Raw genomic sequence first — 16,015 nt, forward strand, 5'->3', positions numbered from 1 at the left:
ATAAATGCGCGCCATCAAAATTGCGCTTTCAACGCTCGGGCAAGCCGCGCAAAACGCGGTGCGCTGCGCTCGCAACGCCCGTTGCGCAGGGCCTAAGCGCTATCGACAGCGCTTAGGCGAGTGTCAGCGCCGGACGCAGTTTGGGCGCGCCGCTGACACCGGGCACGGCCGTCAGATCGGACAACATCCGCTCCACGATGGCCGCTTGTGGCAAAACAGTGCCGAAGAACCGTGTCGTCACTGAGTCTTCGATCAGTATGGTCGGAAAATTCTCAACATCGAGATCATCGAAGCGGTCCGCATGCGTTTCGATGTCGATCCATGCGAAACAGATGTCGGGGTGCCGGTCGGCCAATTTGTCGAAGGCATCCTGGTAATCGCGGCACGTTCCGCACCATTCCGCGCACAGGCACGCCACGAACAGCGTGTCGGGTTCGTTGATGCGCTCGGCGATCCGGTCGTAGTCGGTGTCGAGGTTCAGCGCGGGCATGGTGGTTCCTTGCGTACTTTGTCAGATGCTTTGGCGCGAATGTAGCATGGCCGATCCCGAATCGTGGTCAGGCGGGATCATGGCGCTCCTGCGTGGCTTGCCCGTACGAAGCGGCCGCCGGGCAGTAAGGCCACCCGGCCGGCCAGTTCGAGTTGCAGCAAAGTAGTCTGTAATAGCGAGTCCTCCATCTCGGTACGGTAGGCAAGAATTTCAAGCGTGGTGGGCGAATGGCCAAGCGCTTCCAGGAGGCGCTGCGCTTCTGCGCCGAGGCAGGAGGATGCGGGTGGCGTTGCCGTGGAGGCTTCCGGGCCGGTGGCTCCGCTGGCGTTCGTGGTCGTTGCGCCGCGGTCCCCTTCCGAGTCGGAGTCGGCGCTGCTGTCCAGGTTCGCCAGAAACGCAACCGTGGCTCGTGTCGGCGCTGAACGGGCCTTGCTAGGCGCTACACGCTTTGCAAAACCGAGTTCCTCCAGCACCTCATCCGGCGTTTCGACCAGCTTCGCGCCTTGCTTGATGATCCGATGACACCCACGCGAGAGCGGCGCATGGATCGACCCGGGCAACGCGAAGATATCGCGCCCCATTTCATTGGCGAGCCGTGCGGTGATCAACGAGCCCGAACGCATGGCCGCCTCGACGATCACCACGCCGCTGACGAGTCCCGCGATCAACCGGTTACGCTGCGGAAAATTGGCGGCGCGCGCGGGTGTACCGAGCGGCCACTCCGACAGAATGGCGCCTTGAACCGCGATCTGCCGCGCCAGCGCATGATGCGCCGCCGGGTAGACCAGGTCTGCACCGGTGCCGATTACCGCGACGGTGCCGCCGACGCCTCCCAGCGCCCCTCGATGCGCCGCGCCGTCGATACCCAGCGCCAGCCCGGACACGACCGTGACACCGGCCGCCGACAGCGCCCGGGCAAAGCGCTCCGCGTCTTCGACACCCTGCGGCGTCGCGCTGCGGCTCCCCACAAGGGCGACGGCTCTTCCGTGCAGCAGGTCCAGCCGACCCTTTATATATAGCAGCGGCGGCGGATCGGGCATGGTCAGGAGCGCCGGCGGGTAGGCGGGGTCGTCGAGCATGACCACCTGATTGCCCGGCAGCTCGCGCCATGCGATCACCGCGTCGAGTTGGGCGTCGAAGTCGGGGCCAACCGGCGCCAGCACCGCGCGCGCCGCAGCATCGCCGGCGACGCCGGCAAGCGCTTCCGGCGATTGGTCGAGAATAGCTTCCGGCAGTCCGAAAGCAGCCAGCAAAGCGCGCAGCGCAGCGGGTTTCAGTCCGGGCGCGAGCGACAGCCGCAGCCAGGCGGCGAGTTCAATATCGGTTGCAGGCAAGGTGTGCATTGCGAGTCGATCCTCCGGCAGGGCCAGCGGGCAGGCGGGCGCCATGCTAAAATTTTCATCATCCGAAATAACTGCAGCGCCGCGCCCACCCGCGCGGGCTCGTTGTATGGCGCATTTGGCGCGTTGAATCGAACCGGTTCGACACCATCTATCGTGTGCGTAATACGACGGGCTCACAAGCTGGCCGAATGGCTAACGCGAGCCTCCCGGCGGTCAGCGGCGTCTAAAAACACACTCAAGATCATGGCTTTACTGAATATCCTCAATTACCCGGACAAACGGCTGCACAAGATCGCCAAGCCGGTCGACGTGGTCAACGACCGCATCCGCCGTCTGGTCAAAGACATGGCGGAAACCATGTACGCCGCCCCCGGCGTCGGCCTCGCCGCGACCCAGGTGGACGTGCATGAGCGCGTGATCGTGATCGACGTATCGGACGATCACAACGAATTGCTGGCTTTCATCAATCCGGAAATCATCTGGTCGAGCGACGAGAAGAAGCTGTCGGAAGAGGGCTGTCTGTCGGTGCCGGGCATTTACGACAACGTCGAGCGCGCCGAGCAGGTGCGCGTGCGGGCGTTGAACGAAAAGGGCGAAACCTTCGAGCTCGACTGCGAAGGCTTGCTCGCCGTTTGCATCCAGCACGAAATGGATCACCTGATGGGCCGCGTTTTTGTCGAGTACCTGTCCTCGCTCAAGCAGACCCGCATCAAGAGCAAGATGAAGAAGCTCGCCCACGCGATGTAATGCGCGTCCAACTCGCCTACTGCACCTGTTCATGAGCCATTCGTTGCGCGTCATCTTTGCCGGTACGCCGGAGTTCGCCGCGGCTGCGCTGGCCGCGATCCACGGCGCCGGTTTTCCGGTGCCGCTCGTGCTGACGCAGCCGGATCGTCCCGCCGGACGCGGTATGAAATTGCAGGCGAGCCCGGTGAAGCGCTACGCGCAGGAGCATGGTCTTGCCGTCGCGCAACCCACTTCGCTGCGTCGCGCGGGCAAATATCCGGAGGAAGCCGCCACCGCGATCGAGCAACTGCGCGCCACGCCGCACGACGTGATGGTGGTGGCCGCTTACGGCCTGATCCTGCCGCAGGAAGTGCTCGATATTGCGCCGCTCGGCTGCATCAACATTCACGCGTCGTTGCTGCCGCGTTGGCGCGGCGCCGCGCCGATCCATCGCGCGATCGAAGCAGGCGATACCGAAACCGGCATCACGTTGATGCAGATGGACGTCGGCCTCGACACCGGCGCGATGATCTCCGAAGCGCGTACGTCTATTTCCGACGACGACACCACCGCCACGTTGCACGATCGCCTTGCGCACGACGGCGCGAAGCTGATCGTCGAAGCGCTGATCGAACTCGAGCGCAGCGGCAAGCTGGCCGCCACGCCGCAACCGGCCGACGGCGTCACTTACGCTGAAAAGATCGGCAAGCAGGAAGCCGCGCTCGACTGGCGTCGTCCAGCCGCCGTGCTGGCGCGCCAGGTGCGCGCGTTCGACCCGTTCCCGGGCGGCGTAGGCACGCTTGAAGACGGCACCGCGATCAAAATCTGGGCCGCAATACCCGTCGATGCGACAGTGCAAGGCAATAACGCCGCGCCCGGCACGATCACCGACGTCTCGCCCGAAGGCGTGGTGGTAGCCTGCGGCGAAGGCGCATTGCGCCTCACGCAGTTGCAGAAACCCGGCGGCAAGCGCTTGCCGGTGCGCGAATTCCTGGCCGGCTCGACACTGGCTGCGGGGCAGCGTTTCCAGCTTCCCGAAGCAAAATAACACCTTGCCACACGTCTTGAACATCGTCCGTTCGGCCGATGTTCAAGACCCGCCGCCGCGAACGCGCCGCGCGTTAGAATCCTCTATGCAATCGCCAGGTTTTCGAGGATTTTCCATGTTTGGCATCACCCATTTCGAGTTCTTCATCGTCGCGGTCTTTCTTTTGAACGTGACGCCCGGTCCTGACACGGCTTATATCGTCGGGCGTAGCGTCGCTCAGGGCCGTGGTGCGGGGCTGATGTCCGCATTGGGTATCTCCGCCGGCTGCTGCGTGCACTCGCTGGCGTGCGCGTTCGGCTTGACCGCGTTGCTGGCCGCGTCGGCTACGGCGTTCACCGTCATCAAGTTCGTCGGTGCCATTTATCTGATCTATCTCGGCACGCGGCTGGTCTTTGCGAAGTCGGAAAAAGACCAGGCAGCCGGCGAAGCGCGCGGCGCCGGTGCGCCCAAGTCACTGCGGCAGCTGTTCCTGCAGGGTTTCTGGACCAATGTGCTGAACCCGAAGGTAGTGCTGTTCTTCGTATCCTTTTTTCCGCAGTTCGTGACGACGGGCAGCGACCACAAGGCGTTCGCGTTTCTCACGCTCGGCGCGGTGTTCGTCATGATGAGCATGCTCTGGAACAGCTTTGTGGCTTGGGTCGCTGGTAGCGTGACGCGGCGTTTCTCCGGTAAGCCGTCGGTGAAGAAGTGGCTGGACCGCGGAGTCGGCAGCGCTTTCGTCGGACTGGGGCTGAAACTCGCCACCGCATCACGATGATTGAATTTTCCCGACGCGCCCATATCTAACATTTCGCTTACAATTGGGCGCCGCAATGACGTGGCGCAGATATGAACCCGCGTTAGGGCAAGGAGTGGCAGACATGTTCAATTGGGTCAAAACCGCGATGTTGATGGCCGCGATCACGGCCCTTTTTATCGTGATCGGCGGCATGATCGGCGGATCGCGAGGCATGATGATCGCGCTCGTGATTGCGCTCGGCATGAACTTCTTTTCGTACTGGTTCTCGGACAAGATGGTTCTGCGCATGTACAACGCGCAGGAAGTCGACGAGAGCAGCGCGCCGCAGTTCTATCGCATGGTGCGTGAGCTCGCCACGCGCGCCAACCTGCCGATGCCGCGGGTCTATCTGATCAACGAAGACGCCCCCAACGCTTTCGCCACCGGCCGTAATCCGGAGCACGCGGCGGTTGCCGCGACCACCGGCATCTTGCGCGTGCTGTCCGAGCGCGAAATGCGCGGGGTGATGGCGCACGAACTGGCGCACGTGAAGCACCGCGACATCCTGATCTCGACCGTGTCGGCCACCATGGCAGGTGCCATTTCCGCATTGGCGAACTTCGCCATGTTCTTCGGTAGCCGCGACGAAAACGGCCGTTCCACAAACCCGATCGCGGGTATCGCCGTGGCTTTGCTCGCGCCGATCGCCGGTGCGCTGATCCAGATGGCCATTTCACGCTCCCGTGAGTTCGAGGCAGATCGTGGCGGCGCGCAGATTTCCGGCGACCCGCAGGCGCTCGCGTCGGCGCTCGACAAGATTCATCGTTACGCGAGCGGTATTCCGTTTCCGGTGGCCGAGCAGCATCCCGCCACTGCGCAGATGATGATCATGAATCCGCTGTCGGGCGGCGGCATCGCCAATCTGTTTTCAACGCACCCGGCCACTGAGGAACGCGTCGCGCGGTTGATGGAAATGGCGCGCACAGGGCGCTTCGAATAACTGCGCAGTTGTCCGGGGACGCGGTAAAAAAAGGCGAGTCCACGGACTCGCCTTTTTCGTTCCGGTGCGGAGATTCGCGCGCACTCGCACGCAAGCGGGGGCGTCGCCGCGCACACGCCGCAGCCCCTGCTCCGCGCCACGCTACAATGTCTGCAGTTTGCGTTGCGCGCACCGCGCGGCCTGCCTTTGTCTTTTTCATGACCCCAAAGCCTTCTTCGCGTTCTGCTTCCCCATCGGCGCGTCCGCGCGAATCCCGTCTGTCGATGCTGCACCTCGCGCCCGAATCGCTCGCTTTCGCGCTCGACTGCGCGGGTCAGGCCGTCGGCGCCGTGCGGCTCGGGGCGGCGTTGCCCGCCGCGCTGCAAGCCGTCTTCGGATCGGCTCCCGAAGGTACCGCCGCCGCTGCACGCGGCGCGGTGCAGGATATTGCCTACCGCACGATGCGCCGTCTCGCCACCGCTGAATGGCTGATCGCGAAGCTGGTGAAGAAAGCCCCGCCGCCGCACGTCGACCATGTGCTCGCCTGTGCGCTGGCTCTGCTGGTCGACGACGAAGCAAACGCCGCCTATACACCCTTCACGGTGGTCGATCAGGCGGTGGGCGCGATCAGTGCGCGTCGTGAATTTGCATTCGCCAAAGGGCTCGTCAACGCGGTGCTGCGCACTTTTCTGCGCGAGCGCGAGGCGCTTCTAGCCGCCGCGCAGGCCGACGAAGTGGCGCGCTGGAACTACCCCACCTGGTGGATCGACGCGGTCAAACGGGCATGGCCGGCTGAATGGCAAGCCGTGCTTGCAGCCGGCAACACGCAAGGCCCGTTGACGCTGCGCGTGAACGCCCGTCACTCGACGGTCGAAGCCTATCTGCAAGTCCTGCACAGCCATCATATTGTCGCGAGCAAAGTGGGCGATCACGCTGTCAAGCTCGCCACGCCGATGCCCGTGGACCGTATTCCCGGCTTCAATGAGGGCATCGTCTCCGTGCAGGATGCCGGCGCGCAACTCGCCGCGCCCCTGCTCGGCGCGCGCGACGGCATGCGCGTGCTCGACGCCTGTGCGGCGCCCGGCGGCAAGACCGGTCACCTGCTCGAACTCGCCAATCTTCAGCTCGTGGCGCTCGAAAGCGACGCGGCGCGCGCGCGGCGCATCGGTGAAAATTTGCAGCGGCTCAAGCTCGAAGCCGAAGTGCGCATCGGCGACGCGGGGGCGCCGGCCAAGTGGCATGACGACATCGACCAGCCGTTCGACCGCATTCTTGCCGACGTGCCGTGTTCGGCGTCGGGCATCGTGCGGCGTCATCCTGACATTCGCTGGCTGCGCCGTGCATCCGATGTTCCCGCGTTGGTCGCCGAGCAGCGCCGCATTCTCGACGCACTGTGGCCGCTCGTGAAACCAGGCGGCGAGTTGCTTTACGTTACATGCTCGATCTTTCCGGAAGAAGGCGAGTTGCAGGCGCAGTGGTTTGGAAACAAGTATCAGGATGCGGTACGATTGGACGCGCCGGGGCAACTGTTGCCCTCAGTCACTCGCGCGCCCGCCGAAACATCGGCCGGTTCCCATGCCGGACAACTCGCTGAAGACAGCACCGGTGCGAACTCAGACCACGACGGATTTTTCTACGCGCGCTTTCAGAAACGGTGACCATCAAACGCTTCTTCCCGCTTCGGCTCGCTGCCGTGCTCTGGATCGCGCTGGCCGTGTGGCTTGCCGCGCCGGGCGCGGCGCTCGCCGACCCGATCGCGGTGCAGCGTGCGTCGCTACAGTCCGACAACACCGGCTGGAATCTCGACGCGCGTTTCGACTTCGACCTGAATAGCAATCTCGAAGACGCGGTCAATAAAGGCATTCCGCTTTACTTCACGACTGACTTCGAACTGAGCCGGCCGCGCTGGTACTGGTTCGACGAGCAGCCGGTGAGCGTGTCGCAGAGCATTCGCCTGTCGTTCCAGCCGCTCACGCGCGAGTACCGTGTGTCGAGCGTGTCGTCGGGCGGTTTGCAGCTCGGCTTCACCACGCTCAAAGATGCGCTTGCAGTGATCAGGCACATCACGTCGTGGCATGTGATCGATCGCAACGACGTGCATGTCGGCGAGACCTACACCGCGTCCGTGCGCATGCAGCTCGACATCGCGCTGATGCCCAAGCCGTTCCAGATCGACGCGGTGAACAACCGCGACTGGAACCTCGCCTCCGATTGGAAGCGTTTTACCTTCACGGTGAGCGAACGTGCTAAATAAAGTGCGCTCCGCCACTTCCACCACCAGCGTCAGCAGCATTGTCGTGCGCGTGCTGGTGTCGACGGTCGCCGTGACGGCCGTGTTGCTGCTCGTGCTGCTGGCCGCGGCCAGCGCCAATACCGAATTCTTCGACCGCTATTACCAGTGGCTTTATGCGGCCAACGTCGCGGTCGCAATGATCTTTTTGCTGGTGGTGGCCACGCTCATCGTCATCATCATTGCGCGGCTGAGGAAGGGCAAGTTCGGCACGCGGTTATTGGCGAAGCTCGCGTTCTTCATGGCGCTGGTCGGCGTGGTGCCGGGCGGGATCATTTACGTCGTCTCGTATCAGTTCGTGTCGCGCAGTATCGAATCGTGGTTCGACGTGAACGTCGAAACCGCGCTCACGTCCGGGCTGAATCTCGGGCGCGGCATGCTCGACGCGTCGCTCTCCGATCTGCAGACCAAGGGTCGCCTGATGTCCGAGCAGATCGCCAGCGCGGACGCTGCGGGCACCACGCTCACGCTGTTGCGTCTGCGTGACCAGTTCGGCGTGCAGGACGCGACGATCGTCGAACCGACGCGCAGCATGTCGGGCGCGACGCCGGATATGCACGTGGTCGCCCAGGCTTCGAGCAATTACGCGACGCTCGTGCCGAACGACCTGCCCACGCCCTTGATGATCGATCAGGCACGCGGCCGCGGCTACGCGGCGATCGAGGGCGAACTGGACGGCGATCCTCACGCACACGGCAGCAAGGGTGTCCTGCGCCTGCGCATCGTGCAGCGGATTCCCGATTCGAACGCCTCGCTGCTGCAGCCCACCGAACGCTTCCTGCAACTCACGCAGCCCGTCTCGCCCTCGCTCGCGCGTAACGCGGACGCGGTGCAGCGCGCTTATCGCGAGTATCAGGAGAAGGCGCTTGGGCGCACCGGTTTGCGCAAGATGTACATCGGCACGCTGACGCTGGCGCTGTTTCTTGCCACCTTCATCGCGATGATGCTGGCGCTCGCGCTCGGCAATCAGCTGGCCCGGCCGCTGTTCCTGCTTGCGCAGGGCACCAAGGAAATCACCGAAGGCGATTACACGCCGAAGCGCGAAATCAAATCGCGCGACGAGCTGGGCTTCCTCACGCAGTCGTTCAACGCGATGACGCGGCAGTTGTCGGAGGCGCGCGCGGCAGTCGAGAACAATCGCATCGCGCTCGAGCATTCGAAGACGTATCTGGAAAGTATCCTCGCCAACCTCACGGCGGGCGTGTTCGTGTTCGACCGGCAGTTCAGACTCACTACAGCCAATCGCGGCGCCGAGCGGATTTTCCGTCAGCCGTTCCAGGCTTTGCTGGGCGCGGCGCTCGATCAGATCAACGTGCTGAGCGAATTCGGCGGCATGGTGCGCAAGGCGTTTGCCGATCGCGAAGCGGCAAGCGGCGATGGTCACGACGATCGCGGCCACTGGCAGCAGCAGTTCTCGATTCAGGTGCCGGGCGAAACCGAGCCGCTCACCTTGCTCGTGCGCGGCGCGCGTCTCGTCTCCGCCACGGATCGCGACGCGGAAGACGTACAGACCTCGGGCTACGTGGTCGTGTTCGACGATATTTCCGACGTGATCTCCGCACAGCGTTCCATCGCGTGGGGCGAAGTCGCACGACGGCTTGCGCACGAGATCAAGAATCCGCTCACGCCGATTCAACTCTCCGCCGAGCGTCTGCAGATGAAGCTCGCCGATAAACTGTCGCCATCGGATGCCGATGTGTTGAAACGCGGCGCGACCACGATCGTGAACCAGGTCGCCGCGATGAAGCAGATGGTCGACAATTTCCGCGACTACGCGCGCACGCCTCCGGCTGTGCTGGCTCATCTGCAACTGAACGATCTGGTCAGCGAGGTGCTGACGCTGTACGGTATCGAAGAAGGCAAGGGCGCGATCCAGGTGGAGCTGTCCGCTCTGCCGGCGATCCGCGGCGATGCGACGCAACTGCGCCAGGTGATTCACAACCTGCTGCAGAATGCGCAGGATGCAGTCGCCGAGGTCGAGCACCCGCGTGTGTTGCTCGAGACGAGGACAGTAGAATACGGAGACCCCGACGCGGAAGGCAAGGTGCGCGTCGCGGTGCGTTTGACCGTGTCGGATAATGGACCGGGTTTCCCCGCGCGTATCCTCACACGTGCATTCGAACCTTACGTGACGACCAAGGCCAAAGGTACGGGTCTGGGACTTGCGATGGTCAAGAAGATCGTCGACGAACACGGCGCGCGCATCGACATCCGCAACCGCATGAAGGCGGGCGACGTGATCGAAGGTGCGCAAATATCGATTCTCTTCCTCCAACTGGCAGACGACGCCGCGGCACCTGGAGCAGGTCCGCGTCCGGCGCACGGTAGTGCGTCGCAGGGAAAGACAAAAGCAACAGTGCAGACAAGGGCAGCGTAAATGGCAACCATCCTGGTGGTAGATGATGAAATGGGCATCCGGGAATTGCTCTCGGAGATCCTGAGCGACGAAGGGCATGTCGTGGAGGCCGCGGAAAACGCGCAGGAGGCGCGCGAGTTCCGTTTGCGCCAAGCGCCGGATCTGGTGCTGCTCGATATCTGGATGCCCGACACCGACGGCGTGACCTTGCTCAAGGAGTGGGCCGCGCAAGGGCAACTGACCATGCCGGTCATCATGATGTCGGGTCATGCGACCATCGACACGGCAGTCGAAGCGACCAAGATCGGCGCGCTCAACTTCCTCGAGAAGCCGATTGCCTTGCAGAAGCTGCTGAAGGCAGTCGAGCAGGGCCTCGCGCGCGGCAACGCAACGGGTGCGCCGGGCGGCGCGGCGGCCAAGCCGGTGTTGCCGGTGAGTTCGTCGGCGGTGGCGTCGGCGGCCGCGTTGCCGATGTTGTCGACCGATGGGCTGGGTAGCGGCGCACTCGCTGCGCAAACCGCATCGATCTCATTCGATATTCCGCTGCGCGATGCACGCGATGCCTTCGAGCGTGCGTACTTCGAATATCACCTCGCGCGCGAGAACGGCAGCATGACGCGCGTCGCGGAGAAGACCGGGCTGGAGCGCACGCACTTGTATCGCAAGCTCAAGCAGCTCGGCGTCGACCTCGGCAAGAACAAAGGCGAGTGAGCGAGGTACGGCAGCGTATCCACGCCTGCCGCGCAGAGCCCCTCTGCTCAGATTTTTTCGAGAAGGGGCTTGTCGTGCCGGCGACCCTTTGATATCATTTCGTTCTTCGTTGGCCCGGTAGCTCAGTTGGTAGAGCAGCGGATTGAAAATCCGCGTGTCGATGGTTCGATTCCGTCCCAGGCCACCAGGATTCAGCCCCAGGAAATCGCAAGATTCCTGGGGCTTTTCCTTTTCTGACGGGCGCCTGTTGTTTCTGCCCGCGCGTATCGCTGGACCGGGCGTGCTCGGCGGCGTTCGGCGTCGCGTGATAAAATCGCGCCAGTTCAAGGACTTGCGCGCAGGCGCGTCGCCTGGCTTGCGGTCTGATCGCCGCGCGGCGAGACCGCGACCCGCACCGAACCCTTCGCCCGACGATTAACGGTATAAGCGCCCAGCGACTTTGCAGGCAAAAGGCGCGGCCTATACTGCTTTGGGCCGGCAACAGTGCCGGCACGCGTCGCACCGCGTTGCTTGCATGGCGCACCTCGCGCAGCGCGACGTGGCACTCATCATTCACGGAGTTTCACGGTGATCCGCAAAGACGCTAAACGTAGCGCTCTGGTGCTGTTTTCCGGCGGCCAGGATTCCGCCACGTGCCTCGCCTGGGCCCTCGATCGTTACGACACGGTCGAGACCCTCGGCTTCGATTACGGTCAACGGCACCGCGTCGAACTCGAATGTCGCGAAGGGTTTCGCAACGCTGTCGTGCGCACGATTCCCGCGTGGGCCGAGCGCCTCGGCGAAGATCATATGATCGATCTGTCGGTGCTGGGCTCGATCAGCGATACCGCGATGACACGCGAAATCGAGATCGAAGCGACGGCCAACGGTTTGCCGAACACGTTCGTGCCGGGACGCAATCTGATGTTCATGACCATCGCCGCGGCGATTGCTTATCGGCGTGGTTTGCAGGTGCTGGTGGGCGGCATGTGCGAGACGGATTTTTCGGGCTATCCCGATTGCCGCGACGACACCATGAAGGCCTTGCAAGTCGCGTTGAATCTCGGCATGGACACGCGCTTCCTGCTCGAAACGCCGCTCATGTGGCTCGACAAGGCCGATACGTGGCGCCTCGCGCACGAGCTGGGCGGCGATGAACTGGTCGAACTGGTGCGAGTCGAAACGCACACCTGCTATGTGGGCGAACGCGCCGAACTGCATGCATGGGGTTTCGGTTGTGGCGAGTGCCCGGCTTGCCGTCTGCGTAAGCGAGGCTATGAAGCGTATCTGTCCGGTGAGAAAGTCACGGAATCGCCGCTCTGATCGTCGATGTGTCGAAGCACCGCAGCAAATCATTTTTCAGGAACACAAAGGCAGAAAGCAGCATGACGTACGCGGTCAAGGAAATCTTCTACACGTTGCAAGGCGAGGGCGCGAATGCCGGGCGCCCGGCCGTGTTTTGCCGCTTCGCCGGCTGCAATCTGTGGTCGGGCCGCGAAGAAGATCGCGCGGAAGCGGTGTGCCGCTTCTGCGATACGGACTTCGTCGGCACCGACGGTGAGAACGGCGGTAAGTACCGCACGGCTGAAGACCTCGTGCAGATGATCGCGTCGCAATGGCCGGAAGGCGAGGGCGAACGTTTCGTCGTCTGCACCGGCGGCGAACCGATGTTGCAGATCGATCAGCCGCTGGTCGACGCGCTGCATGCCGCCGGCTTTGAAATCGCCATCGAAACCAACGGCTCGCTGCCGGTGCTCGAGACGATCGACTGGATTTGCGTGAGCCCGAAAGCCGACGCGCCGCTCGTCGTGACCAAGGGCAACGAACTGAAGGTCGTGATTCCGCAAGACAATCAACGTCTGTCCGAGTATGCGAAGCTCGACTTCGAGTATTTCCTCGTCCAGCCGATGGACGGCCCGTCGCGCGATCTCAACACCAAACTCGCGATCGACTGGTGCAAACGTCATCCGCAATGGCGCCTGTCGATGCAGACCCACAAGTATCTGAACATTCCCTGATTTGCCGTGCTGACGATTACACGAAAACTCGAATTCGACGCGGGTCACCGCATCCCCGATCACCGCAGCCAGTGCCGTAATCTGCACGGGCATCGCTACGTGCTCGAAATCACGCTGCAAGGCGATCTGGTCGACACCGAAGGCGCGCCCGATCGCGGCATGGTGATGGACTTCGCCGACGTGAAGTCGCTCGCCGTCGAGCATCTGGTCGACAAATGGGACCACGCATTCCTCGTCTTCGAAGGTGACGCGCAAGTGCGTGGCTTTCTGGAGACCATGGCCGGTCACAAGACGGTCGTGCTCGACCGCATCCCTACCGTGGAAAATCTTGCCGCCGTCGCGTTCGACATCCTCGCGAACGTCTACGACGCGCACTACGGCGTCAATCTGCGCCTGCACAAGCTGCGTCTGTTCGAGACGCCGAACTGCTGGGCCGACGTAGTCCGCGACTAGGCCTCCGGCTTACGCGCACAGCACGATAGGACGTCCCCTTCCGGGGCCGTCCAACCCTCCCGTTATTGTCACGGTATGATCGCTCCGATAACCACACGGAGCGAGACATGCCGGTCACCGCATTGCGCCGCAACAGGCTCACAGGCCACCGCCCGGGAGCGTGGCGATGAGCACCTTCACCAATACCCTCAAGCAACGCCTGAAGGAAACCGATCCGTTATTCGGGCTGTGGCTTTCGCTCGGTAGCGACGCCGCCGCCGAGGCGCTCGCGCATGCCGGTTACGACTGGCTGCTGATCGACATGGAGCACGCACCGAACGACAGCGCCGACGTCGCCTCGCAATTGCGCGCGATTGCCGCCGCGCATCTGCCGAGCGAGCCGGTGGTGCGCGTGCCGTCCAGCGAGGGATGGCTTGTCAAACGCGTGCTGGACGCCGGCGCGCGTACGCTGATGTTCCCGAATATCGAGTCCGCCGAGGAAGCGGCGCACGCCGTGCGTCTCACGCAATATCCGACAGCGGACGCACTCGACGGTCAGCGCGGCGTCGCCGGCGTGGTGCGCGCGGCGGCCTACGGCATGCGGCGCGACTACGTACAAACCGCCAATGCGCAGATTGCGACCATCGTGCAGATCGAGTCGGCGCGCGGCTTGCAGGAAGTGGAAAAAATCGCGGCGACGCCGGGCGTGGATTGCCTGTTCGTCGGACCGGCCGACCTGGCCGCGAGCCTCGGTCATCTCGGCGATTCGAAGCACGCCGACGTGCAGGCGGCGATGGCGCGTATCGTCAGCGCCGCGGACAAAGCCGGCATTGCTGCCGGTATTTTCGCTATGGACGTCGCGAGTGCGAAGCTGCATCGCGATGTGGGTTTTCGATTTATCGCTCTGGCCGCCGACGTCATGTGGATGTTGCGCGCAACTCGCCAGGCGTTGCAGGAGGTGAGGTCATGAAGGGGATGGTGCAGTGCGTCGCGGTGCGTCTGGCAGTGACTGCGGCGTTGATGGCGAGCGTGACGATCGGTGTCTCTGCTTATGCGCAGGATCGGCCTGCCAAATCGAACGATCCGGAAACACAAACGGCGGTCGCCGATTACAACGCCGGGAATATGGGCGCGGCGCTGGCCGAGTTTCGCAAAGCCGCTGAGCACGGCAGCCGGCTCGCCGAATTCAACTACGCGATGATGCTGCTCAACGGCGAAGGCACGACCGCCAACGTCGACGAGGGCAAGAAATGGCTGCGCAAGGCCGCCGACGCCAACATGTCACACGCTCAATACGTGTACGGCAAGATGTATGACGACGGCGAGTTCGTCGAGCGCGATCCGACCGAAGCGCATCGATGGTTCCTCAAGGCCGCGCAGCAGGGACACGTGCAGGCGGAACTCGCGCTGGCCAACCAGTTCCTCGATGGACGCGGCACCGGGCGCGACAATAAGCAGGCGTTCGTCTGGTACAAGAAAGCGGCGGAAGGCGGCGATATGACTGCGCAATACGTCGCCGGCTCGTTCTATGAACGCGGCGGTGATGGCGTCGAGAAGAATCTGAACGTGGCGCGCGCTTACTATGCTGCGGCAGCGGCGCAGGGCGATCCGGCGGCGCGTCTGAAGTATCAGCAACTGAGCGCGCAATTGCGGGATCAGAAGGAAGTGAAGCCGCAGTAACGCTTTTCACGCGACGGCAAACGAAAAAGGGGCGCACCGGATGGTGCGCCCCTTTTGCTTTTCAGAATCGTAACGCGCCTGGCGAAGCTAACTCTGCATCAAGCGCTTCTGTCGCGCGATGCTCATGATCAGGCCGATCGCGACGCCCAGCGTGGTGAGTGCCGTGCCGCCATAGCTCATGAACGGCAAAGGCACGCCGACCACCGGCAGGATGCCGCTCACCATGCCGATGTTGACGAACGCGTAGGTGAAGAAGGCCATGGTCAGCGAGCCGGCCAATAATCGCCCGAATAGCGTCGCGCCATTGGCTGCGATGTAAAGTCCGCGCGCTATCAGCAGCATGTACAACGTGAGCAGCACGACGCCGCCCGCGAGGCCGAACTCCTCGGAGAACACCGCGAAAATGAAGTCGGTGTGCTTCTCGGGAATGAATTCCAGATGCGCCTGCGTGCCCTTCAGCCAACCCTTGCCAAGCGGTCCGCCGGAACCGATCGCAATCACCGCCTGAATCGTGTGAAAGCCCTTGCCGAGTGGATCGGAGGTCGGGTCGAGCAGCGTACAGATACGGTGCTTCTGATAATCGTGCATCAGCGGCCATTGCACTTCGGGCTGGCAGATCTTGTCCTGGAACGTCGCAATGGCAGCAACCGCGATCACGCACGCGACCAGCACCGGCACGATCAGCTTGAAACTCAGGCCCGCGAAGTAGATCACGAAGAGACCCGCCGCGAACACCAGCACGGCAGTCCCAAGGTCAGGCTGCTTGGCAATCAGGCCGACCGGCACGACGAGGATCACGAAGCCGACCAGATAGTCATACCAACGCATCACGCCTTCGCGACGCTGGTAGTACCAGGCAAGCATCAGCGGCGTGGCGATCTTCAGGATTTCCGAAGGCTGGATCACCACGCCGACATTGATCCAACGCTTTGCGCCTTTGCGCGTGAGACCGAACATCGCGACCGCTACCAGTAACGCGAGCCCGAAGGTGTAGAGCGGGACCGCGAATCGCATCAGCGTGGTGGGTGGCACGTTGGCGAGCCCCCACATCAGCACGAAGGTCAGCAGGATGTTGCGCAACTGGTCTTCCACACGGCCGGGAACATCGAGACTCGCGCTGTACAGCGTGACGATACCGACGCACAGCAGCAGAAACACGATCAATGCGAGCGGGCGATCGAAGCCCGCGAACATCTTCTTGATGCGGTCGATCCAGGCGCGCTTGTCGAATTGCATGCCTTTCTC

16 protein-coding genes and 1 tRNA gene are annotated in these 16,015 nt (G+C 63.1%); 14 read left to right on the forward strand and 3 right to left on the reverse strand.

The annotated features are described in order from the left end of the window. Positions 1–112: 112 nt before the first annotated feature. Together FQ705_RS20740 and dprA are read right to left on the reverse strand one after the other, a co-directional pair. Positions 113–490: a thioredoxin family protein gene (locus FQ705_RS20740; RefSeq protein WP_144143917.1), complete on the reverse strand. Its 378-nt coding sequence runs from the start codon at positions 488–490 to the stop codon at positions 113–115. 77 nt (positions 491–567) lie between these two features. Then, positions 568–1,833 (reverse strand): DNA-processing protein DprA, encoded by a 1,266-nt coding sequence (dprA, locus tag FQ705_RS20745; protein ID WP_144143918.1) that lies wholly within the window; start codon positions 1,831–1,833, stop codon positions 568–570. A gap of 243 nt (positions 1,834–2,076) precedes the next feature. On the opposite strand from dprA, the gene def reads away from it, so the two are divergent. The 14 genes from def to FQ705_RS20815 all read left to right on the forward strand — a co-directional run bounded on the left by def (position 2,077) and on the right by FQ705_RS20815 (position 14,770). Further along, the gene (gene def, locus FQ705_RS20750) at positions 2,077–2,580 is read left to right on the forward strand and encodes a peptide deformylase (protein ID WP_144143919.1); all 504 of its coding nucleotides are present in this window, start codon (positions 2,077–2,079) and stop codon (positions 2,578–2,580) included. Positions 2,581–2,611: 31 nt separating this feature from the next. Beyond that, a complete protein-coding gene (gene fmt / locus FQ705_RS20755; RefSeq protein WP_144143920.1) occupies positions 2,612–3,607 on the forward strand; it encodes a methionyl-tRNA formyltransferase in 996 nt (331 codons plus the stop codon). Between the two features lie 115 nt (positions 3,608–3,722). Further along, on the forward strand, positions 3,723–4,364 hold the full coding sequence (locus FQ705_RS20760) for a LysE family translocator (protein WP_144144358.1): 642 nt from the start codon (positions 3,723–3,725) through the stop codon (positions 4,362–4,364). Between the two features lie 103 nt (positions 4,365–4,467). Next, positions 4,468–5,325, forward strand: coding sequence for a zinc metalloprotease HtpX (htpX, locus tag FQ705_RS20765; RefSeq protein WP_144143921.1), 858 nt, complete (start codon positions 4,468–4,470; stop codon positions 5,323–5,325). A gap of 197 nt (positions 5,326–5,522) precedes the next feature. Next, on the forward strand, positions 5,523–6,962 hold the full coding sequence (gene rsmB, locus FQ705_RS20770; protein WP_144143922.1) for a 16S rRNA (cytosine(967)-C(5))-methyltransferase RsmB: 1,440 nt from the start codon (positions 5,523–5,525) through the stop codon (positions 6,960–6,962). Further along, positions 6,959–7,558: a DUF4390 domain-containing protein gene (locus FQ705_RS20775; protein WP_144143923.1), complete on the forward strand. Its 600-nt coding sequence runs from the start codon at positions 6,959–6,961 to the stop codon at positions 7,556–7,558. Before rsmB ends, FQ705_RS20775 begins: the two co-directional genes overlap by 4 nt. After that, the gene (locus FQ705_RS20780; RefSeq protein WP_144143924.1) at positions 7,548–9,971 is read left to right on the forward strand and encodes a sensor histidine kinase; all 2,424 of its coding nucleotides are present in this window, start codon (positions 7,548–7,550) and stop codon (positions 9,969–9,971) included. The genes FQ705_RS20775 and FQ705_RS20780 overlap by 11 nt, the downstream gene beginning before the upstream one ends. Next, positions 9,972–10,661, forward strand: a complete 690-nt coding sequence (esaR, locus tag FQ705_RS20785) for a response regulator transcription factor EsaR (RefSeq protein WP_144143925.1) — start codon at positions 9,972–9,974, stop codon at positions 10,659–10,661. A gap of 111 nt (positions 10,662–10,772) precedes the next feature. Then, positions 10,773–10,848: transfer RNA gene (locus FQ705_RS20790), tRNA-Phe, on the forward strand. Between the two features lie 380 nt (positions 10,849–11,228). Then, on the forward strand, positions 11,229–11,963 hold the full coding sequence (gene queC / locus FQ705_RS20795; protein WP_144143926.1) for a 7-cyano-7-deazaguanine synthase QueC: 735 nt from the start codon (positions 11,229–11,231) through the stop codon (positions 11,961–11,963). Positions 11,964–12,025: 62 nt separating this feature from the next. Further along, positions 12,026–12,658 (forward strand): 7-carboxy-7-deazaguanine synthase, encoded by a 633-nt coding sequence (gene queE / locus FQ705_RS20800; RefSeq protein ID WP_144143927.1) that lies wholly within the window; start codon positions 12,026–12,028, stop codon positions 12,656–12,658. 9 nt (positions 12,659–12,667) lie between these two features. Further along, positions 12,668–13,111, forward strand: coding sequence for a 6-carboxytetrahydropterin synthase QueD (gene queD / locus FQ705_RS20805; protein ID WP_144144360.1), 444 nt, complete (start codon positions 12,668–12,670; stop codon positions 13,109–13,111). 166 nt (positions 13,112–13,277) lie between these two features. Then, positions 13,278–14,060: an HpcH/HpaI aldolase family protein gene (locus tag FQ705_RS20810; RefSeq protein ID WP_144143928.1), complete on the forward strand. Its 783-nt coding sequence runs from the start codon at positions 13,278–13,280 to the stop codon at positions 14,058–14,060. Next, positions 14,057–14,770, forward strand: a complete 714-nt coding sequence (locus FQ705_RS20815; RefSeq protein ID WP_144143929.1) for a tetratricopeptide repeat protein — start codon at positions 14,057–14,059, stop codon at positions 14,768–14,770. Before FQ705_RS20810 ends, FQ705_RS20815 begins: the two co-directional genes overlap by 4 nt. A gap of 87 nt (positions 14,771–14,857) precedes the next feature. Here FQ705_RS20815 and rodA read toward each other — a convergent pair whose 3' ends face one another. Next, positions 14,858–16,006, reverse strand: a complete 1,149-nt coding sequence (gene rodA / locus FQ705_RS20820) for a rod shape-determining protein RodA (protein ID WP_144143930.1) — start codon at positions 16,004–16,006, stop codon at positions 14,858–14,860. Positions 16,007–16,015: the final 9 nt, after the last annotated feature.

Source organism: Paraburkholderia sp. BCC1884 (assembly GCF_900996225.1).
Classification (GTDB): domain Bacteria; phylum Pseudomonadota; class Gammaproteobacteria; order Burkholderiales; family Burkholderiaceae; genus Paraburkholderia.